Source organism: Micromonospora endolithica (assembly GCF_003626595.1).
GTDB lineage: Bacteria > Actinomycetota > Actinomycetes > Mycobacteriales > Micromonosporaceae > Micromonospora > Micromonospora endolithica.
Genome location: NZ_RBAK01000005.1, coordinates 61,218 through 81,227, shown reverse-complemented (window position 1 = coordinate 81,227; position 20,010 = coordinate 61,218). Strand labels below are relative to the sequence as shown.

The following is a 20,010-nucleotide window of genomic DNA, read 5'->3' as shown; positions in this document are numbered from 1 at the left end:
GTATCCTCGGGCGCGGTGGTCTGCGGGCCACCGAGGAGACTTCGCCTAGTCTGGTCTATGGCGCCGCACTGCTAATGCGGTTGGGGTCTTAAAGCCCCTCCCGGGTTCGAATCCCGGAGTCTCCGCGCGAAAGCCGGGTGTGTAGACTGGCCGAGCACCGAGCGCCCGTAGCTCAATGGATAGAGCATCTGACTACGGATCAGAAGGTTAGGGGTTCGAGTCCCTTCGGGCGCACAAGATCAAGAGAGCCTGACCTGCGAAAACGCGGGTCAGGCTCTCTGTTTCTTCGTCCCTCGTGGACGTTTGGCTGCTCGGTGGCTGCTCGTCCGACGAGCGTGCCCTACGTCCCGCCATTTCCCGGGTAGTCCACGCGTGTCCGGGTGGGTCTGACCGGCGGCAGCGTCGAGAGCGGTCGGATTGATCGATAAGTGTCGATTGCGATGTCCCGTGGGGCGGGTTGGTCGCGAATTGCCATGACCGAATGAGGAAGGCGCGCGGCCGTGCGCGCTCGTGCCGCACGTTGGTCGCCCGTGTGCCGCCGTTAGTCGCGGCCGGGACACCTGCCCCGCCCTCACGTCGCCAGGCGGCCAGCGGCCCGCTCGGATCGAGCGCGCACCGGCGAGCTACCGTGGTGGGTGCGGTGGCTCTGCGCCACCCGGTTCTCCTGTCGCCCGCGGCCACGCCCCTGCGCGACACCGAGGGACAAGGGCCGAAAGCTCGTCGCAGAAGATGATCACCGATGGCGGATGTCGTACCCCTCGGTGGTGGCGTGGGCACCACGAGGGAGAGACGGACATCGTCGTGAGCAAAAACCCGCAGGCCAAGAGACTCGCGGAGAGCTTTGACATCTCATACTCCGAGGCGCTGGGCGTCGTCCGCGACGAGTCGGAGCTGGCCGAGGAGATGGCCGACCACGAGAACATCTCGATTCGGGCCGCGATAGAGAAGCTGGCGGCGGACTACCCGATGGTGAAGGCGAGAGCCATCCAGGAGGACGGTTCGTTCCGGACCGCTCTCGACCGGGTTCGGGACGAGCAGGCTCGGCAGCGCCGGTTCAGCAGCGCGGCGGCCTGGTTCCCGACCGTGAGGGATCTGCTACGCAAGGCGCTGGTCGGCGCCTGCGACGACCTGACCGATCAGCCCGTTCACCGCGACGGCGACGACAACTACGAGGTCCACGGCCTGGACTTCGACGGCGTTCACCTGCCCGACCAGACCGCGGGTCACCCAACCAGCCTGGATGCCCTGCTCCTCCTCCAGCTCGACCAGCTTCCGGCGGAGACTGCGGGCAGTGTTGCAGGCGGTGGTGTGCCGGTCCTGGTCCGGGAACAGCGTCCGTAGGCGAACCTTCTGTCCCCGGAGCAGATCGGCGACCACTTCAGCAGCCGCCTCGGCGAGATCGAGGGTGGTGGTCTGTCGCTCCTTGAAGTAGAGCAGCGTGTTGCGCGGGCCGAAGTCGATCAGTTGGTCTGCCCACCGGCCGGCGGCCTGTTGAACGAGGTGGAGCACATCCGGTTGGGTCAACAGCATCTCGTCTCCAAGTCAGTCGACGTACACCAGTGCTGATCCGCCGGGCCGTCGGCCCGAGGCAAAGCCCTCCAGGATAGGGCGCATGACACGTTCATCTATGCATCAGATTTCCGACACCGACGTCATCGGGACGACCCCACTGAGTAACCTCCACCTCCTTGCCTGGAGTGCGGCCGCGCCTCGTCGGCACATCGAGCAGGCCGAGATGTTGCAGTGCCGGGGCGCGGCTTGGCGCAGCTGAAGGCCAACTCGAACAGGTGCTGCGTGGCGCGGGAGAGGCCGTAGCGGGCGATCCTCGCCGGGACGTGGTCTTCGATTCATCGATGGAGCAAGTCAGGGTCAGCGGGAGACGGCGACCGGCGACTTCGGCGGCTCCTGAGCGCGAAGAAAGTTGGTGGCATCGACGGTGGCGCTTACCAGGGCGCACGTCGTCGCGGTGAGGGCGAGCCAGAATGCCACGGTGCTCTTCCAGTCCTCGGCGATCTTCACCGTCACCACCTCGGTGACCTCGGTAGCCTCGGTAGACCGGCTCCGCCGACTGCTCGGGTCAGGCTGACGACGCCAGCCGAAGCGGGCGAAGAGCTTTACCCAGGTGTGGTTCGACCGGCCGCAGCCGAAGATCACTCCGTTGACCTTGCGTCCGCACCGGCCGCCGTTCTGGGTGGTCACGCCGCACGTCGTCGGCGCCTTCACGGCGAGCAGCCAGGCCGGGATTGCGATCGCGATCGACGCCGACCAGGCGAGGCTGATGAGGTCGAGCGTGATGAGGTAGTAGACGACGCCGACGATGGCCAGCGCTTCAACGCCGAGGATCAGCATGGCCTGATCTCGCTTCAGCATGTGGGTGCCTCCGAGTGGTCAAGGAGCGCGACGAGGTCGAGGAGTTCGGTACGGAGCCGGGTCAGCTCGGCTGCGGTGACGCCGAGTTCGTAGTGGTGGTGGTGACCGGCGCGGGACAGCGCCCACCACAGGTAGCTGGCCCGGCGCCCAAGGTCGGGGCCGGCGTAGTGGGCGAGCAGCAGCAGCTTCGGCCGCTGCACCCGGGTCCGTCCGATCTCCGGGCAGACGCGAGCCCAGTACCGGTCCATCGCTGCTTCCAGTTCGTGGCAAAGCAGCCACGCGCACGCACGGGGCCAGGCTCCACGGGTGCCTCGGATGACGCTACTCAGCATCCGGTCGGCGGTGGCGAGGTACAGGGACGTCGTCATCGCAACCGCCCCACGAGCGCAGCGGTGTTGGCGACCATCGCCCGGACGGGCATGCTCCGGTGGCCGTGGACCGCATCCGCCACCGCTTTGACCGTCCGGGTGGCCTGCGTGCCGTAGTCACGGTCGAGACGAGCGAAGAGCTCCGGTCGGGGTACGAGGCGGCCGAAGAGCCCGAGGCTGAGCCGGTCCTTGACGGTGTGCGCCCGGCTGAGCCCTTCCTGGATCTGCTGGTAGGGCGTGCCGCGCCGATGCTCGGCGGCCCGGTAGCGATCCATGCTCACCGACTCGATCGCGGACCGGCAGAACCCGGCGACCATCAGATACTTCGCCTCGTCCGCGATGTCCGCGGCGACCAGGGCGCGGGCATCGTCGAGGTAGCGGTCCGCCGGGTCGCAGACCTTCCGGACCTCGACGATCGAGCCCTCGCGGCGAGTGACCTCCCGGACGTCGGCCTCGATGTCGAGGCGGCGGATCGCTTCCGGCAGTCGGTCGTCGTGGGTGAACACGATGACCTGCCGGGTCAGGGCGATCTCCCGCAGCACCTCGGCCAAGCCGTCGATCTTGGTGGGATCCATGCTCTGCACCGGGTCGTCGATGATCACGAACCGGTACGGGCTGGTGTCGGCGCAGGCACGGGGCAGGAAGACCGCGAGGCCGAGGGCGTGCAGCTCACCCTGGCTCATCACCGCGAGCGCGCTGGTCTCGACGCCGTCGGCGGCTACGGGGAACAGGATCCGGCGGGTGTTGTTCACCCCTTCCATCCGCAGCCGGCGCAGCTCGACGTTGCTCTCCTGCCGCAGCTTCTGCCAGATCCGGTCCGACTGCGCGGCGAAGCTGCCCAGTCGGTCGGCACGGATCGCCTTCTCGGCGGTGTCGAGAGCCGCACGAGCCTTGGTGAGCAGAGCCAGGGCCGGCGCCTCGGCGCGGACCATGGCCGCGGCGTCGACCCACCGGCGGATCGCGGCGCCGGGCTCGCGCCAGGCGTCTTGACGCTGGGCGAGCCAGCCGGCCGCCGCCTTCACGAGGGTGGTGTGCGCCGCGACGACGCTGTCCCAGGAGACCCGATCGGGGCCGAGGCCGGCGAGAGCTTCGCACATCGCCGCGCTCTCGCCGGGGACGTAGGGCGCCAGAGTGGCAGCGGCCGGTGCCAGCAGCCGGTGGATGTCGCCGAGCAGCCCATCGACCGTACGCCGGGCGTGCGCGTGAGCCTGCTGGGCCGCGCGTGCCGCCGCGGCGACCGCGGCGATCGTGGCGAGTTCCTCCTCGGCCTGCGTACGCCAGTCCTGGTCCAGGGTCCCGACGCGGCACACCGGGCAAGGGCCGTTTCCACGATCGTGGTGCACGTCGAGCGCAGCCCGCAGCAGCCGAGCGCTTCGATCCGCGGCGCCGCTGTCGGTCGCGGTCGCCTCACGCATCGCCGCCGCAGACTCGGCGAGGGCAACCAGCGCCCCACCCAGGTCGGGCAAGTCCTGCTGAGCGAGCCGCCGGGCGGCTGCCGCTGCAGGTTCCTCCGACGTGGCGGTGTCGCCGCAGGCGAGGTCAGCCAGCAGGGTCAGGTTTGCGCGGAGCGGACGGGCACCGAGCGCGCTCAGGGCGTCGCGGGCACGGTCGTCGTCGACCTGGCCGAGCTGTTCGCGCAGCTCGGTGAAGGCCGCCTTGAGCGCCTTGGCCCGGTCGTCGTAGACCTTGCGCCGCTGCTGCAGCCGGGCGTCGGTGTCGCGTAGCGGGCCCAGGCCGAGGATCGGCGCGATCGCGTCGTACAGCTCGGTCGGCTTCGCGGTGATGACCCGTTCGAGGTCGCGGGCAGAAAGGAACGGCCGGTACCTGGTGGCCTGATCGATCCACTCCGGCGCCTGACCGGGCGGCATCGCGGCGCCGCCCATGGTCGTGGTGACCGTCCCGGAGGTCAGGTCGGAGGCCCCGGCCGGCCAGGTGCGGTGGGTCGTCACCTGCTGGCCGGAGTCGAGGCGAAGGCTGAGGCGGATCTCCGATGCGCCGTCGTGGTGCAGGTTCCGCCAGCCTTCGCGGAAGGCCGGCGGGCGCTGCGCCCAGCGCAGGGAATCGTCGGTCAGCGCGTACTCGACGGCCTCGGCGATGCTGGACTTCCCGGAGCCGTTACGGCCCACGAACACGGTCAGCCCGGTCTTGGGCAGCCGCCCAACCGTGACCTGCTGGCCGATCCCGCGGAAGCCGGCAACCCGGACCTCTTCCAGGAATGCCTGCGGTGTTGCACCGCCCGCCTCACCCAACTCGGGCGACGGCGGGAGGGCCTCACCTCGCAGTACGTCATCGAGAACCTGCCCGCCGTGGAAGGCGGCAAGAACCAGGTCGCTGACCGGGCCGGGCACCTGGGACCGCTGAAGGCGGTCAACGAGCTCCTGGTAGAGCGTGAGCGTGTCGTTCATCAGACCCCCTGATGTCGTTGGCGCATCGAGGGAACCGCAGATTGGTCGCCTACACTGCCCTACACACTGTTATCCCGGGATAACAGATCCACGGTCGTCCTCACGGTCCAGGACTCGTACCTTGATCGCCAGAGCGAGGAGGTGAATCGTGGAGGCGGAGCTGATGTCGCAGCGCGAGATCGCGCTGCTCGCGCGGGTCAAAAAGCCTGCGGTAACGACTTGGCGCCGGCGGCACCCCGACTTCCCTGCGCCCGTTCCGGGCAACCATGTACAGCCGTTGTTTCCCGCCGACGCGGTCGTGGCTTGGCTACTCCGGACCGGGCTCGGCCACGCCGACCCGGACACCCTGCGCGCCGAGCGGTCCATGCACACGCTGACGGCGTACGCCCGGCGGCACGGCGGCCGACGCACGGTCGTCGTCCTCGGCACCGCGCTCTGCCTCCGCCACCTCTCCGGCGAGGCACTGCCAGCCGATCCTCTGCCGCTGGCTCGCCGCCTCGACCCCGAAGACGAGTTTCTGCTGCACGAGCTGGCCGATGCCCCTGAACCGACCGGGCTCGCCCAACTGGTCGAGCAACTGATCGAGGGAGCCTTCGACCCCTGGCACAGCTGTCAGTTCCTGCTCAGCTCCGCCAACCGCCTCGGCTGGCCTGAGCTGACAGCGGATGCACTCACCCCGGAGACGGTCGCCCTGATCCGTCGGGTGGCCGACGTACCGACCCGGCTGCGCGCCCACCGTACCCTCAACATCGCCGACGGCAACGCGGGCGCAGGCGACCTACTGACAGCGCTGGTAAGCGACCAGGACCGCGACAATCTGCGAGTCAACGCGGTCGTCGCCGACGAGGAACTCGCCCGTCTGGTGCGCCGGCAGTTACTCCTCGCCGAGTTACCCGAGTTCCAGTTCGACGTGCGCGCCGATGAGCTGAACGAGGAGTTCGCCGAACCGGACCTCATCGTCACTCGGCTCCCCTACCAACCGGCGGAGAGCCGAGAAGCCCTCGCCGACCTCGACCGGGTTGAAGCGATCGCCGATCTGCTCGGTCCGGGCCGCACGGCCATCATCGTCGGCCCTGCCAGCAGTCTCGTTGACCAACTACGGGACGGGCCAGCGGCGTTGCGCCGGTCCGCGCTGCTGAGCAGCGGCATCGTCGAGGCAGTTGTGCAACTGCCGGGCGGCGTCTACCCGGCCAGGCCAGGTCATCGCGCCGCTCTGTGGCTTCTGACCCGGGACCCGCTCCCCACCACCAAGGGCCGCGTGCTACTCGCCGACCTCAGCGGTCACGCGCTTGACCACACCACTGTCGAGTCCGCAGCTGAGGACATCCTCCTCTGGCGCGCCGAGGGGCACCGCAGCGACGGCCACGACCCTCGGACCGGTCGAATCGTCCCGCTGGAGAGCCTCGACCTGCGTCGGGCTGCCGCGCTCCGGCCGCCCGGACCAGCGTCAGTTACTCTCCGCGCCCGCCTGGCCGCCGACCGCCCCGCACTCATCGGCGAGGTCGAGGGGCGTCTCACCGATGCTGAGCAAGAGGCCGTCCGGTACGGGAAGGAGAATGGCTTCCTGAACACCGGAGCGGTGCATCGCGAGGGAATCAGCCCGAAGGAGCTTTCTTGCGAGGCGCTACGAACGGCTCGCCGGGTCCGCCCCCTCACCGGGCACCGCCTGAACCCCGAGCATGTCGGCCCGCGGGGCCACCATCGGGTCATCGGCACTACAGAGGTGCTGGCGCAGTCGTCCAAGCGCTGGATGGACCGGCTCACCCTCGCCGCGCAGTACCCGCAGGTCGCTTTCACCGAACCGGGTGACCTCGTGGTCACCAGCGTCCCCCGGTTCGGGGTTCTCCTCGATAACGAAGGCTTTTCGGTGATCGAGTTTCCGGCCAGCGGCCTACGTATCTCCTCTAGCGACCCGTTCACTCCCCGAGTGCTGGCGGCACTCCTGGGCACTGCCCGCAACATGGCGCGCAGCCCTGGTGCAGTGCGGGGGCCGCGACTGATGGACGCCACGATCGCCGACCTGGCTCGTGAGGAGGCGGCTCGCTTGGACGAGGCGCTTCGCCGTCTGGAAGAACGCGAGCACCTACTGCAGCGGCAGGCCGACCTCCTGGCGACGTTGCGCGAACTCATCGTGACCGGCTTCGCCGACGGCACCCTCACGACTCTGTACGGTACGAACTCCTGAACGAGAGAACGGAACACATAGTGCCCCCACGTAAACGCGCCAATGGACAGGCCGAGCTGTTCGGCGTGTCCAGCACAAAGCAGATCCAGGACATTCTGTGGAAGGCCGCCGACAAGCTGCGGGGCTCCATGGATGCCGCCCAGTACAAGGAGTTCGTCCTCGGCCTGGTCTTCCTCAAGTACGTCTCCGACGCGTTCGCCGAGCGCCGCGACCAGATCGCCGACAGCCTCGCCGACATCCCGGAGAACCGCCGCGCCGAGTTCCTCGACGAGCGGGACGAGTACACCAGCGCCAATGTCTTCTGGGTCCCCGAGACCGCCCGCTGGGACTATCTGGTGGAGAACGCCCCCAGCGGCGTCGGCGAACTGCTCGACAACGCCATGGACGCGATCATGCAGGAGAATAGGGCGCTGACCGGCGTCCTCCCGAAGATCTTCAACCGGGACAACGTCGACCAGAAGCGGTTGAAGGAACTCGTCGACCTTATCAGCGACGCCCGCTTCACCGGCCACGGCGACCGCAAGGCACAGGACGTCCTCGGCGAGGTGTACGAGTACTTCCTAGAGCGCTTCGCCCGCGCCGAGGGCAAGCGAGCCGGCGAGTTCTACACCCCGTCCAGCGTGGTGCGGGTTCTCGTCGAGGTGCTGGAGCCCTACGAGGGCCGGGTCTACGACCCGTGCTGCGGATCCGGCGGCATGTTCGTGCAGTCCAAGAAGTTCGTCGAGGCCCGCGCCGGCCGCGACCACACCCACGACATCGCCGTCTACGGCCAGGAAGCCAACGAGCGCACCTGGCGGCTGGCGAAGATGAACCTCGCCATCCACGGCATGGACCCGGTCGGCATCGGCGACCGCTGGGCCAACACGTTCGCCGACGACAAGCACCCGGACCGGCGGGCCGACTTCATCATGGCAAACCCGCCGTTCAACATGAGCGACTGGGCGCGGCGCGAGACCGACCCGCGCTGGCGCTACGGCGTGCCGCCGCAGAGCAACGCCAACTACGCCTGGCTCCAGCACATCCTCTACAAGCTGGGCGACCGCGGCAGCGCGGGCGTCGTCCTCGCAAACGGCTCGATGTCGTCTAAGCAGTCCGGCGAAGGCGACATCCGCCGCGCGATGGTCGAGGCGGACCTAGTGGCCTGCATGGTCGCACTGCCGCCGAACCTGTTCCGCACCACCGCCATCCCGGCGTGCCTGTGGTTCCTGACCAAGGACAAGACCCCGCAGGGCGGGAAGGCGCTGACGGACCGGCGCCACGAGGTCCTCTTCATCGATGCTCGCGCGCTCGGCACCATGGTCGACCGCACCGAGCGCATCCTGACTGACGACGACATCGCCAAGATTGCGGATACCTACCACGCCTGGCGCGGCACCAAGTCCGCCAAGGCCAAGGGCCAGACGTACGAGAACGTGCCCGGCTTCTGCTACTCCGCGAAGCTGGACGAGGTGGCCGCCCACGACCACGTCCTCACCCCGGGCCGCTACGTCGGCGCTGCCGAGGCTGAGGAAGACCCGGACGCCGAGCCGCTCGCCGACCGCATCGAACGTCTCACCAGGGAGCTGTACGCACACTTCGACGAATCACGCCACCTGGAAGAAACGCTGCGCGGGCAGCTCGGGAGGCTCGGATGAGGCAGCGCCCGTTCAGAGAACTGGTGGTGTTCGCTCGGGGTGGAGGATGGGGCTCGGACAGCCCCCTCGACGATCACGACCAGGTGTCGATTATCCGCGGTACCGATTTCGCCTCGGTGCGCTCTGGTCGAGTAGACGCGGTGCCACAGCGCTGGGAGAAGCGTTCCAAGCTGGCCCAGCGTGTCCTGCGACCAGGGGATGTAGTGCTGGAGATTTCCGGCGGCAGCGCCGCTCGCGGCCAGACCACCGGCCGTACTCTGTTCATCGGCGAGGGCGTACTGTCTTGCTTCGCGGGTCCGGTTATCCCGGCGAGCTTTTGCCGGGTTGTCCGCTTCGATACCACATTGGTCGAGCCCCGGTACGCATTTTACGGCCTGCAGGACATGTACAACTCCGGCCGGGCGGGCGCCTACGAGAATCAGTCAACCGGAATTAGCAACTTCCAGTTCGAGCGGTTCCTGGACGCGGAGTTGCTGCGGGTGCCAGCCCTCGTCGAGCAGCGGCGGATTGTCAGGCTGCTGAAGGCGATCGATGATAAGATTGTGGCCAACGAGCGTATCGCTAAAACGTCAATTGAGCTGGCACAGTCGATTTTCGATGCCTCAAAACCTGAGACGGAAACGACGATTGACGACGTTGCGGCCGCACTGGATGGGCCTCACGCTACACCTCGGAAGGTTCCTGAGGGCCCTTGGTTCCTTAGCATCAGCAGCCTCAAAGATGGCCTGCTGGATCTCAACGAGTCCGTCTTCATGGCAGAGGAGGACTTCCCGCGATGGACTCGTCGCGTTCAACCGCAGGAAGGCGATGTCCTATTCTCGTATGAGACACGCTTGGGAGATGCGGCGCTGATGCTTCCCGGCATCCGTGCAAGCCTAGGGCGAAGAATGGCAGCGCTGCGCCCCAAATCACCGGATACGTCGGGCGCTTTGTTGCTACATTCGTACTTGAGCCCTGCCTTTCATCGCCAGATAAAAGAGCTCGCCATTCATGGAGCGACAGTGGACCGGATCCCACTAACGGATCTGCCGTCATGGAAGCTGCCACTGCCGGAGCCCGAGCGCAGGGCCTACTATTCAAAGGTCCTTACCGGCATTCATCGTCGCGTGGCAGCTAGCCTTCTGGAGAAGCGCACCCTGGCTGCCCTACGAGACACATTGCTACCGGAACTGATGGCGGGACGGTTGGGGGTCAAAGACGCCGGGGAAGCCGTGGAAGCCGTGGAAGAAACGATTTAAGTAGGGCAAGGGTTTACGGGGAGGGGTTGGGATGGGTGGGGGCGGGTGGATGAACGAGGCGGGCTGGGAGGCGCTCGCGCTGGATCACCTCGGTGAGCTCGGGTGGGAGCCGGGTGCCGGAAAGGATTTCGCGCCGGGGTCGGGGCAGCGGCAGTTCTGGGCCGATCTGGTGCTCGTGGAGGACCTGCGGGCCGCGGTCGAGCGGCTCAACCCCGACCTGCCGCCCCCCGCGATCGCCGACGCGGTGCGGGCCGCCACCGACGTGGCCAGCCGGGAGGCTTTCGCTGAGAACTGGGCGGCGCACGAACGGCTGGTCCACGGCATCCGCTCGATCACGTACACCGACGCATTCGGTGCCGAACACAACCCCACCGTGCGCCTGGCCGACCTGGACGACCCCCGCCGCAACGTCTACCGGGCGATCAACCAGGTCACGATCGTCGACGGCGACTTCCGGCGCCGGTTCGACATCGTGCTGTACCTCAACGGTCTGCCGGTCGCGATCGTCGAGTTGAAGAACGCCGCCGACGAGAACGCCACGCTGACGGGCGCGCACGCCCAGCTACAGGCGTACCTCGCGGAGTTCCCGCTCGCCTTCCGGCACGCCGTGCTGTGCCTGATCTCCGACGGGGTCACCGCGAAGTACGGCACCCCGTTCACCCCCTACGAGCACTTTGCGCCGTGGAAAATCGATGACGAGGGGGAACGCGTCGACACCACCTCGCCCGACTACGACGGCCCGGAGGCGCTCACCGTCGCCCTCTATGGACTGTTCAACCAGCGGCGCTTCCTGCAGCTCACCGGCGGCTTCGTCAACTTCACGTCGAAGGCGAAACGGATCGCGAAGGCGCACCAACACTTCGCGGTCATCCGGGCCGTCGAGTGCATCGTGCGGGCATCGCAGAGTGACGGGAAGGCGGGCGTCGTCTGGCACACCCAGGGCTCCGGCAAGTCCGAGGAGATGGTGTGCACGGCGGCGTTGACCGCCCGGCACCCCGCCCTGAAGAACCCGACCATCGTGGTGCTCACCGACCGCACCGACCTCGACGACCAACTCTTCGATACGTTCGTTGACAGCCAGACGCTGCTGGGCCAGGAGCCGGAGCAGGCAGACACCCGCGCGGAGCTGCGGGACAAGCTGTCGAACCGGAACGCCGGCGGCATCATCTTCACCACCTTGCAGAAGTTCGGGCGTACGAAGGAAGAGCGCGACGCCGGCCGGCCGCATCCGCTCCTTTCCGGCCGGCGCAACATCCTGGTGATCGTCGACGAGGCGCATCGCAGCCACTACGACAGCCTGGACGGTTACGCTCGCCATCTCCGCGACGCGCTGCCGCACGCCACGTTCATCGCCTTCACCGGCACCCCGATCGCCACCGCCGAGGTGAACACCCAGGCCGTCTTCGGCAACCACATCGACGTGTACGACCTCAAGCGTGCCGTTGACGACGAGGCGACCGTGCGGGTCTACCACGAGCCGCGGATCATTCCGGTGTCGTTGCCACCGGACATTGACCCGGAGAGCATCGACGAGCAGGTGAAGAAGCTCACCGCCAGCCTGGACGACGCGGAGCGGCGCAGGGCCGAGGCGTACGCGGCCACCATGAACACCGTCTACGGCGCCCCCGACCGGGTCGCGACCCTCGCAAAGGACCTCGTCGAGCACTGGGAGAAGCGGCGGGAGCTGATGCGGCCGCAGCTCGGCGGGCCGGGCAAGGCGATGCTGGTCTGCGCGACGCGGGAGATCTGCGTCCGCGTCTTCGACGCCCTCAAGGAGCTTCGGCCCGACTGGGCGGACCCCGCCGTCCACAAGGGCAGGATGAAGATTGTTTTCCATGGGGTGCCCAGCGACAAGGAGCTACTCCGCCCGCACCACCTGCGCCCGTCGCAGCAGAAGACCATCCAGGCCCGCGCCAAGGACCCGGACGACGAGCTGGAACTGCTGATCGTGCACTCGATGCTGCTCACCGGCTACGACGCGCCGCCGATCCACACCATCTACATGGACCGGCCGATGAAGGGCGCCAACCTGATGCAGGCGCTCGCCCGGGTCAACCGCCGGTTCCGGGAGAAGCAGGACGGCCTGCTGGTCGGCTACGCCCCGCTGACCGAGAACCTGCGCAAGGCACTCACCGAGTACACGTCCAGCGACCAGGAGGACCAGACCCTCGGAAGGGAGATCGACCGGGCGATCAGCGAGGTGTACAACGAGATCTCTGTCCTCGAGGCCATGCTGACCCCGGTCAAGTGGCGGGAGATCCTGGACGACGAGACGGACCCGACCCGCTGGCGTCGGGCGGTGAAGAAGGCCGCCAACTTCCTACGCAACCCACGAACCCCCGGCAACGACGTCGAACCCGGCACGAAGCCGCTGCACCGGCGTTTCCGTGACTCGGCGGGCCGGCTGGAACGCTTCTATACGCTCTGCGCGACCAGCCGAGACTTCTCCGAACGCGCCGGTGACATCCAGCGGATGCGCCGCGACATCCACTACTTCCGTGACGTCCGGGTCTGGATCGTCAAGGAGGAGGCCGCCGATCGGGAGGCCAAAGGCCTGCCCAACACGGCCGAGGTGGAACGCTACCTGTCCCAGCTCGCCGCCGAGGTGGTCGACGCCGCCGACATCACTGACATCTACGAGGAGGCGGGCCTCGGCAAGCTCGACATCACCGAACTCAACGGGGTGGCGTTGCAGCGCCTGCAGGACTCGGAGACCCCGCATCTGGCCGCCGCAGCGCTGCGCCGGCTGATCGAGCGGAAGATGCGTGAGGTCACCAAGCACAACGTGGTCCGTCAGGAACGTTTCTCCGCCCAGCTCGAAGACCTGATGAACCGCTACATGCGTCAGCAGCTGACCAGCGCGCAGCTGATCGTCGAGCTGGTCGAGCTGGCCAAGCGGGTGTCCGCGGACGCTCGGCGCGGCCAGCAGTTCGACCCTCCGCTCAACCACGCCGAACTGGCCTTCTACGACGCCGTTGCCCAAAACGGTGCGGCTACGGAGCTCATGGGTGTTGGCACCCTGGCGGAGATCGCCCGGCAGCTGGTCAAGTCGATCCAGTCGTCGATCACGGTGGACTGGTTCTCCCGTGAACCGGTACGTGCCAAGCTCCGCAGCCATATCCGCCGCCTGCTGGCTCGCTACGACTATCCGCCCGATCACGAGCGTGAGGCCGTCGACCTGGTCATTCGCCAGATGGAGACGTTCGCGAACGAGTGGGCTCCGGGAGGTGCGGCCTCGCAACGGTGACAGGATCGGGCCGCGTATGTCCCAGTCGAATGGTGGGGCTACGCATCTCGCTGACGCCAAGTGGATGGTGGTCCGACCGACATCTGGCGATGGTGCTTCTGGTGACTCGTGGGTGTCGGTTCTGACATAATTTGCACCGCTCTAGGCGTCAACCTTTCGGATGAACCTTGCAAGATCACGAAGTTGAGGCGTTCGTAGAATCTGACAGGACCCGGTTTGGTTAGTGCAGGGACCTTCAGGTCGCTTGTGGCAGCGGTGGTGGTGAGGGCGGCTGTCAGCCCAGCCGATCACGGATGGTGGCAGCGGCGGAGGTGAGGAGTTCATCGTCGGGGTGGTGGTGGGTGGCGATGTCGAGGACGGCGTTGGCTTCTTCGGGGCGGTGGGCGAGTGCCTCGGCGAGTTTGACGGCCGCGGTCAGGAACTCGCGGGCTACCGCTTGCTGGTGCCAGGCGAGTCATAGGTATCCGGTGTTGGCAGCGAGGGGTCCGCGGTAGACGGAGATCGCGTGGCGTAGGGCGGCGGTGCTGGCTGCGGGGCTGGTGGCGTGTTGGGCGGCGGTGATGGCGTCGCGCATGGTCCAGAGATCGACGTCGAAGGCGTCGGTGTTGAGGGTGTAGTGGTGTCGGCGTAGCCGCAGGTGGGTGTTGTTGCCGCTGATGGAGCGGAAGATCTGGCGCAGGTTGTAGGTGTAGGTGTGCAGCCGTTGTGTGGCCAGGCGGTGCGCCGGTTCGGGGAGGAGGTCGCTGAGGATGTCGTGCTGGTAGGCCGATCCTCCGCGCACGATCAGGTAGACGAGGAACTCCATCGCCTGCGGGCGGACGTGCTGCCCGTCGGGCACGCCGAGGATCGTCGGTGTGCCGAGCACCTGGACCCGGATTCGGTTCGCCCCGGCATCGGTCTGCCGGCCCATGGGGTGAGCGGGGACGCGGCTGCTCGGCGGTTCAACGCTGTGACCGCCCGCGGAACTGATAGTGGGAAGGTTCCCCGGTGGCGAGTCGTTCACGGCTGGGTGCCAGTGACCGTCCTCGACTTCGCGTGTGAGGACTCGTTGCTCATTGGCGCAACGGTACAGACCCGTCGACCTGCCACGGTCCGGTCAAATGCGCACCGGCTGATCGACGGTCGGCCACGTGACCGTTGGCGATGCCGGAAGGCCTCAGTCCCCCCGACTGTCCTGACGCTGATCTCCCATGGGATCAGCCTCGATGTCGGGGTGGTTGTGTCCGCGGTCTGCGCAGTGCTGCCACATCTCGTGCAGGTGTTGAAGCATGCGGGCGGCGACGCGGTGATGTGGGTGGGCGCGGCGGTGCGCGGTGATGGTGTTGGCGAGTAGGCGTCGGGCGGCGCCGCAGTGGCTGAGGTCGCGCAGGACGAGGGCGAGGGTGGCCTGCGTGGCGAGGGTGGGGTGGGCGTCCGGCCCGGCGGTGGTGGTGAGTTGTTCGGCGAGGTGTCGGTACGCGTGGTACGCGCGTTGGTAATGCCCGGCCTGCCGGTGGGCGGTGGCGAGGGTGTGCAGAGCGGTGAGGACGGGCTGGGCGGACGGGCCGTGCAGGTGCGCGTGACTGTGGTGGGCGTAGCTGGCCCAGCGGATCGCGGCGGCGGGGTTGCCTAGACGGATGAGCAGCTCGGCCTGCAGGTGCGCGGCGTCGGCGAGGGCGGGGTGCGCGTCGGCGGTGGATGGGTCGACGCCGGCGAGGGCGTCGCGCAGGACCTCTCGGGCGCGCACCGGGTCGGTGGCCGCGAGGTTTCGGGCTGAGCACAGCCGTTCAGCGAGGGCCGGCGCGGCATGGCCTGCCGGGGCGAGGGCGACGCGCCAGGTGAAGCGCAGGTCGGTGGCGGTGAGCCCGGCTGTGACGCGGGCGAGGACACGGCCCGCGTGCGCGGCGGCGAGGTTGGCGCTCTTGGGGTGACCGGTGGCGGTGACGATGGCGGGTGTGTGGCGCAGGACCGCCCGACCGACGGTGTCGGTGACGACGGCGGCGTCGAGTCCGTGCGGCCGACAGTTTCCCGGGCACTGGTAGACGACCCGGTCCCCGTCAGGGTTACTCGTCATGGGTTGTTCGCAGGTGCGGCAGAGCAGGAGATCAGCTGGCAGGAGAACCGGTGACGGTTCCACGACTGGCTCGGCTTCGGGCGGCGGGTCGGGTGCGGCGGCGCTGGTGGTCCGGGCCCTACTGACCCAGTCCTGCACGAGGCGCCGGTCGAGGTTCAGCTCGCGGGCGACCGCGGAGATCGGACCACGATGTCCGTTGTCACGTGCGGCGGCCACCCGTTGCACGGCGGCCTTGATGAAGTCGTCAGAGTACTTGCGGGGGTAGGCCATCGGCTCGACGTTCCTCGGACAGCTCGTTGATGTTGGGACGTGGGTGGCGACGACCGTTTGGCGAGCGTGGCGGGAAGGCCCGGCAACGGCGGCCGGCGTCGACAGCGCTGCGGTCAGCTCGGGCGAAATGTGGGCGTGATTCGTTGCGGCATCTCCCGCCGCTGACACCTCAACGTCGTGTCGCTGAGGGGGCGGCACTTGTCTGGCCGGCTGCGGCGGGGTGGGCACGGTTGGTGGGCCAGGTGCCGGAATTGCGGTCGGGATCGCGGCGCATCGGGCACAGGGCCGACCCGTCGGGCAGAACGATCGACGGTCGTGGGGTGTAGCCGTGGCGGGTGTACAGGGCCTGAGCGCTGGTGGTGGTGTCGGTCCAGGAGGGCAGGTCGATCCGGTCGAGCCGGCTGCGGTGGTGGGTGACCATCGCCGTCGCCCGCCCGGCTCGCTGGGCGTCGGGGTATACGACGAGAAACGCCAGGTGGTAGTGCGGCTCGATCGGCCGGGCTGCGGACAGCAGGGTATCGAGCTGGTCAAAGCGGTCGGCGTGCGCACCGGCCGCGTCGCGCAGTCGACTTTGGTAGTTGGCCGGTGGCGGGATTGGCCGGTAGCGGTGGAACCCGACGGTGGCGGCGCTCAGGTCGTCGGTGACGTGGCTGTCGCCGTAGAACATGGCGTGCTCCACCCAGATCGCCGCGACATCGGTCAGCACCCGGCACCGCACGGCTGGGTCGGGTACGAGCCAGGCGGCGAGCGGCGTGGGGTGCAGGGCGACGGCGATCAGCGCGGCGACGGGGTCTTTGTCGGCCCAGCGGGCGGCGCGGATGCGCATGGCAGCGTCCATGAACCTGTTCTCCTTAGAAACGGGTCAGCGGTAGGCGGCGGTGGCGAGGTCACCGACCGCGGCGTCGACGGCGGCGGTGATGTCGCGTACCGGGCGGTGGTGCTGCTCGGCGATCGCCCGCAGCTGGCCGGTGACGGCAGCGGTGTCGTCGAGATAGAGATGGCTGGCCAAGCCGAGGAAGGCGACGAGGCCGGCGAGGGCGGCGGTGTGGTTGTCGGGCGGTTCGCGTCCGGCGGCGAGGTACCGCAGCCGGGACCGTGCCACGACCGCCCATTTGGTGTCGGTGGCGAGGTAGACGTCGGTGCGGGCGAGGCCGCCGAGGCGGCGTCGGCTGGTGCGGTGCAGGATCCCGCCGGCGTGCAGGCCGGCGCGGGTGCGTTCGTACAGGTCCTCGGCGAACCACGTCAGCCACCCGCGCAGCGTCGGGGCGGATTTGGCGTAGCGGATGGAGGCGATGGCGGTGTCGGCGATGAGGTCGCCGACAGGCCGGTCGCGGTGCAGCCACAGCCGCTGCTGCCCGCCAGAGCTGGCGTCCTCGGTGTCGTCGAGGGCGATCCGTCCGGCCAGGTACAGGTCGGTCAGGACCGCGCCGGCCATGCCGAGAGAGAGGGCTTGCCGGTGGATGTGGGGTTGGCCGGTGTCGTCGTTGTGGCCAAGCAGGAACAGCTCGTCACGCAGCGGCAGCTGAGGAATCGACGCGGTCATCGCACCGGCCGTCTATCCCCGCCCGGCCGCGCGCTGCCGCAGCCGGGCGTGTACCCCCGTGTAGGCGGCGGTCGGGTCCGGCAGCAGCGTCTTGTCGACGGCGGCGAGGGCCGTGTAGTTCGGGTCGCACACGTTGCCGATCGGCGCCCGCCCCGCCTGCGAGACCAGCTGGTATGTGTCGAGCTCGTCCAGGCCGGTGAGCGTGCTGGCCCAGGCGACCAGGTCGCGGTGGGCGATTCGGTAGGCGTCCTCCAGAGGCCGGGCGCAGCCGACCGACATGATCGACGTGTCGGTCTCCAGCCGGGGCCACACCGTTGGGGTGCTCTTGATGACCTCGATGGCCAGGGTGGTGGTCGTGGCGATTTCCACCCCGACCCCGCAGGCCTCGCCTTCGCCTTGGCGGGCGTGTCCGTCGCCGAGGGCGAGCATCGCCCCGTGCACGTTCACCCCCAGGTAGAGGGTCGTTCCGGCGCGCAGCTGCGGGGTGTCCAGGTTCCCGCCATGGCTGTCGGGGACGATCGTGGAGCGGGCCTCGAACCCGCCAGGAGCGACCCCGATCGTGCCGATCATCGGGTCCAGCGGCAGGTCGACGCAGTGGTCGCTGGCTGTGGCGTGGAAGCGGACCGTGCCGGCGTGCCGGTCGATGTCGTACACCCACACCCGCTCCTCAAGCGGCGGCTGCAGGGTGGCAGTGTGGAACGTGCCGGTCAACGCCCCGAAGTGCGGGAACGTCGAGGACACACCCCAGTTCCGGGCGGGGGTGATGGCGGCGAGGTGGACGGCGAGGGTGTCGCCGGGTTCGGCGTCCTCGACGAAGAACGGCCCGGACACCGGGTTCAGGTATGGCATGCGGCACACCTGCGACGGCAGGTCCGCCGGCCCTCGCACGAGACCGCCGAAGCAGTCCTCGGTGTGCACCTGCAGGATGTCGCCGGAGCGGACGTGGGCCACCGGCATCCGGCCGCCGAAGGTGTAGGCCAGCTCGTCGCGGGCGGGACGGTAGGTGATCGTGTCCATGGCGGTCACACCCGTTCCACGTGGCGGGCCTGCGGCTGCGCGGGCGCCAGACCCGACAGGGCGGGCCGGCGGCCGGACAGGTACAGGCCGGCGAGAACAACCGTGCCCAGGGCGAGCCAGGCCAGACCGAGGCGCTGCGCGGCGATGTTGGCGTTGACCACCACGTAGGCGAGGATCGCGAACCCGATCCCGGGCATGACCAGGTGCGCCCACCAGTTGCCGCTGCCCTGGCGGATGAGGTGGTGCACCACCACCGAGACGTGCAGAACGAGGAAGGCGACCATCGCCCCGAAGTTGATCAGCGACGACAGCAGCGTGATCCCGTCGCCGCGGGTGGCCATGTACAGGCCGAGCACCAGGGACACGGCGCCGGTGAGCAGGGTCGCGTTGATCGGCACGTTCCGGCGGATCGACACCTTCGCCAAGAAGGCAGGCAGTTGCCGGTCGCGGGCCATCGCGTACAGCAGGCGTGAGGTGGCGACCTGCGCGACCATCGAGTTCGGCAGGCCCCACGCGATCGCGGTCGCCACCGCGCACAACGTCGCCAGCCACCCTCCGCCAGCCACGGCCGCGGCGTCGTAGAAGGCGGTGCCGTTCGGATCCCCGTCGCTGAGCAGCGAGGCCGGCTCGGGGACGAGCATCGCGGCCAGCCAGGTCTGGGCGATGAACAGCACACCGGCCAGGACGAGGACGGCGGCCATGGCCCGGCCGATCTGCCGGGAACCGCCCTTGGTCTCCTCGGCCAGCATGCTGATCCCGTCGAAGCCCAGGAAGGACAGCACCGCGATCGACACCGCCCCGGCCACGAGGGACCAGGTGAACGTGTCGGAGTTGTAGAAGGCATCCCAGCTGAACTTGCCCCTGCCCGAGGCAAGAGCCCAACCGGCGACCGCGAGGAAGACCGCCAGGACGATCAACTCGCCGACGAGCATCACCCGGGTCACCATCGCGGTCATCCGGACGCCGACCGAGTTGACGACCGTGTTGACCGCGACGAACCCGAGCAGCCACAACCACACCGGCACCGCCGGGACCGTGGCGTGCATCGCCACCGACGCCACCAGGTACAGCAGACCCGGCACGAGAACGTAGTCGAGCAGGATCACCCAGCCGGCCAGGAAACCGACCGGTGCGCTGATGCCCCGGCCGGCGTAGTTGTAGACGCTGCCCGACATCGGGAACGCCTTCACCATCTGCGCGTAGGAGAACGCGGTGAACACCAGCGCCACCACACCCACCGCGTACGCCAGTGCCACCATGCCGCCGGAGCCGGCGTAGACGCTGCCGAAGATCGCCATCGGCGCGATCGGCACCATGTACACCAAGCCATAGGCGACCAAGTCCCGGAACCGCAGCCTCCGGGCCAACTCCTGCCGGTAGCCGTATCGGGCTAACTCGTCTTGCTCATACATCAGCGAGCCTCTTTTTCCCATCGATTGCTCGGGCGCAGCGCCAGGTGGTGGGTGGTCGACCTGCTTGAGGGCGACGCCATCAGCGCCCGCGCCTCCGGCCGGTTCTGGATCGCGTGCCGCCAGGCAATGCCCTTGAGCAGGCGATCTGCGTCGTGATCGAGGGTCGCGTCCGCAGCCGGAAAGATCGACCCCGATTGGTGGGGATCACCGATCCGCCAGGACTCCACGGATCACGGGGAGTACTCGGGTGGATGGCTTCCGTCACAGC

15 protein-coding genes and 2 tRNA genes are annotated in these 20,010 nt (G+C 68.4%); 6 read left to right on the top strand and 11 right to left on the bottom strand.

Going from position 1 to position 20,010, the window contains the following annotated elements:
* Nucleotides 1-34 precede the first annotated feature (34 nt).
* Together D7223_RS14780 and D7223_RS14775 are read left to right on the top strand one after the other, a co-directional pair.
* Nucleotides 35-125, top strand: a tRNA-Ser gene (locus tag D7223_RS14780).
* A 36-nt stretch (nt 126-161) separates the two neighbouring features.
* A tRNA-Arg gene (locus D7223_RS14775) sits at nt 162-234 on the top strand.
* Nucleotides 235-1,095: 861 nt separating this feature from the next.
* On the opposite strand, the gene D7223_RS34405 is transcribed toward D7223_RS14775, so the two are convergent.
* The 4 genes from D7223_RS34405 to D7223_RS14755 form a co-directional block, all read right to left on the bottom strand.
* Complete coding sequence (locus D7223_RS34405) at nt 1,096-1,530, bottom strand: DUF4011 domain-containing protein (RefSeq protein WP_120728980.1); 435 nt, start codon at nt 1,528-1,530, stop codon at nt 1,096-1,098.
* 339 nt (nt 1,531-1,869) lie between these two features.
* Nucleotides 1,870-2,370: a hypothetical protein gene (locus D7223_RS14765; protein WP_147252641.1), complete on the bottom strand. Its 501-nt coding sequence runs from the start codon at nt 2,368-2,370 to the stop codon at nt 1,870-1,872.
* Nucleotides 2,364-2,618: a hypothetical protein gene (locus D7223_RS14760; protein ID WP_238161991.1), complete on the bottom strand. Its 255-nt coding sequence runs from the start codon at nt 2,616-2,618 to the stop codon at nt 2,364-2,366. The genes D7223_RS14765 and D7223_RS14760 overlap by 7 nt, the downstream gene beginning before the upstream one ends.
* A gap of 116 nt (nt 2,619-2,734) precedes the next feature.
* The gene (locus D7223_RS14755; RefSeq protein ID WP_120728977.1) at nt 2,735-5,143 is read right to left on the bottom strand and encodes an AAA family ATPase; all 2,409 of its coding nucleotides are present in this window, start codon (nt 5,141-5,143) and stop codon (nt 2,735-2,737) included.
* A 148-nt stretch (nt 5,144-5,291) separates the two neighbouring features.
* On the opposite strand from D7223_RS14755, the gene D7223_RS14750 reads away from it, so the two are divergent.
* The 4 genes from D7223_RS14750 (at nt 5,292) to D7223_RS14735 (ending at nt 13,447) form a co-directional block, all read left to right on the top strand.
* On the top strand, nt 5,292-7,328 hold the full coding sequence (locus tag D7223_RS14750) for an SAM-dependent DNA methyltransferase (RefSeq protein WP_120728976.1): 2,037 nt from the start codon (nt 5,292-5,294) through the stop codon (nt 7,326-7,328).
* A 65-nt stretch (nt 7,329-7,393) separates the two neighbouring features.
* A complete protein-coding gene (locus D7223_RS14745) occupies nt 7,394-8,962 on the top strand; it encodes a type I restriction-modification system subunit M (RefSeq protein WP_238161989.1) in 1,569 nt (522 codons plus the stop codon).
* Nucleotides 8,959-10,200: a restriction endonuclease subunit S gene (locus D7223_RS14740; RefSeq protein ID WP_147252642.1), complete on the top strand. Its 1,242-nt coding sequence runs from the start codon at nt 8,959-8,961 to the stop codon at nt 10,198-10,200. Before D7223_RS14745 ends, D7223_RS14740 begins: the two co-directional genes overlap by 4 nt.
* Before the next feature lie 31 nt (nt 10,201-10,231).
* Nucleotides 10,232-13,447, top strand: coding sequence for a type I restriction endonuclease subunit R (locus tag D7223_RS14735; RefSeq protein ID WP_120728973.1), 3,216 nt, complete (start codon nt 10,232-10,234; stop codon nt 13,445-13,447).
* Between the two features lie 454 nt (nt 13,448-13,901).
* On the opposite strand, the gene D7223_RS33555 is transcribed toward D7223_RS14735, so the two are convergent.
* From D7223_RS33555 to D7223_RS32500, 7 genes are all read right to left on the bottom strand, one after another.
* Complete coding sequence (locus tag D7223_RS33555; RefSeq protein ID WP_238161984.1) at nt 13,902-14,357, bottom strand: AfsR/SARP family transcriptional regulator; 456 nt, start codon at nt 14,355-14,357, stop codon at nt 13,902-13,904.
* Between the two features lie 246 nt (nt 14,358-14,603).
* Complete coding sequence (locus D7223_RS14725) at nt 14,604-15,770, bottom strand: helix-turn-helix domain-containing protein (protein WP_120728972.1); 1,167 nt, start codon at nt 15,768-15,770, stop codon at nt 14,604-14,606.
* Nucleotides 15,771-15,939: 169 nt separating this feature from the next.
* On the bottom strand, nt 15,940-16,608 hold the full coding sequence (locus tag D7223_RS14720; RefSeq protein WP_186832307.1) for a GNAT family N-acetyltransferase: 669 nt from the start codon (nt 16,606-16,608) through the stop codon (nt 15,940-15,942).
* Nucleotides 16,609-16,632: 24 nt separating this feature from the next.
* Nucleotides 16,633-17,313 (bottom strand): GOLPH3/VPS74 family protein, encoded by a 681-nt coding sequence (locus D7223_RS14715; RefSeq protein ID WP_120728971.1) that lies wholly within the window; start codon nt 17,311-17,313, stop codon nt 16,633-16,635.
* Between the two features lie 12 nt (nt 17,314-17,325).
* Nucleotides 17,326-18,339, bottom strand: coding sequence for an acetamidase/formamidase family protein (locus D7223_RS14710; RefSeq protein ID WP_120728970.1), 1,014 nt, complete (start codon nt 18,337-18,339; stop codon nt 17,326-17,328).
* Nucleotides 18,336-19,742 (bottom strand): APC family permease, encoded by a 1,407-nt coding sequence (locus D7223_RS14705; RefSeq protein WP_120728969.1) that lies wholly within the window; start codon nt 19,740-19,742, stop codon nt 18,336-18,338. Before D7223_RS14705 ends, D7223_RS14710 begins: the two co-directional genes overlap by 4 nt.
* The gene (locus D7223_RS32500) at nt 19,742-19,969 is read right to left on the bottom strand and encodes a hypothetical protein (RefSeq protein WP_147252643.1); all 228 of its coding nucleotides are present in this window, start codon (nt 19,967-19,969) and stop codon (nt 19,742-19,744) included. The genes D7223_RS14705 and D7223_RS32500 overlap by 1 nt, the downstream gene beginning before the upstream one ends.
* Between the last annotated feature and the right edge of the window lie 41 nt (nt 19,970-20,010).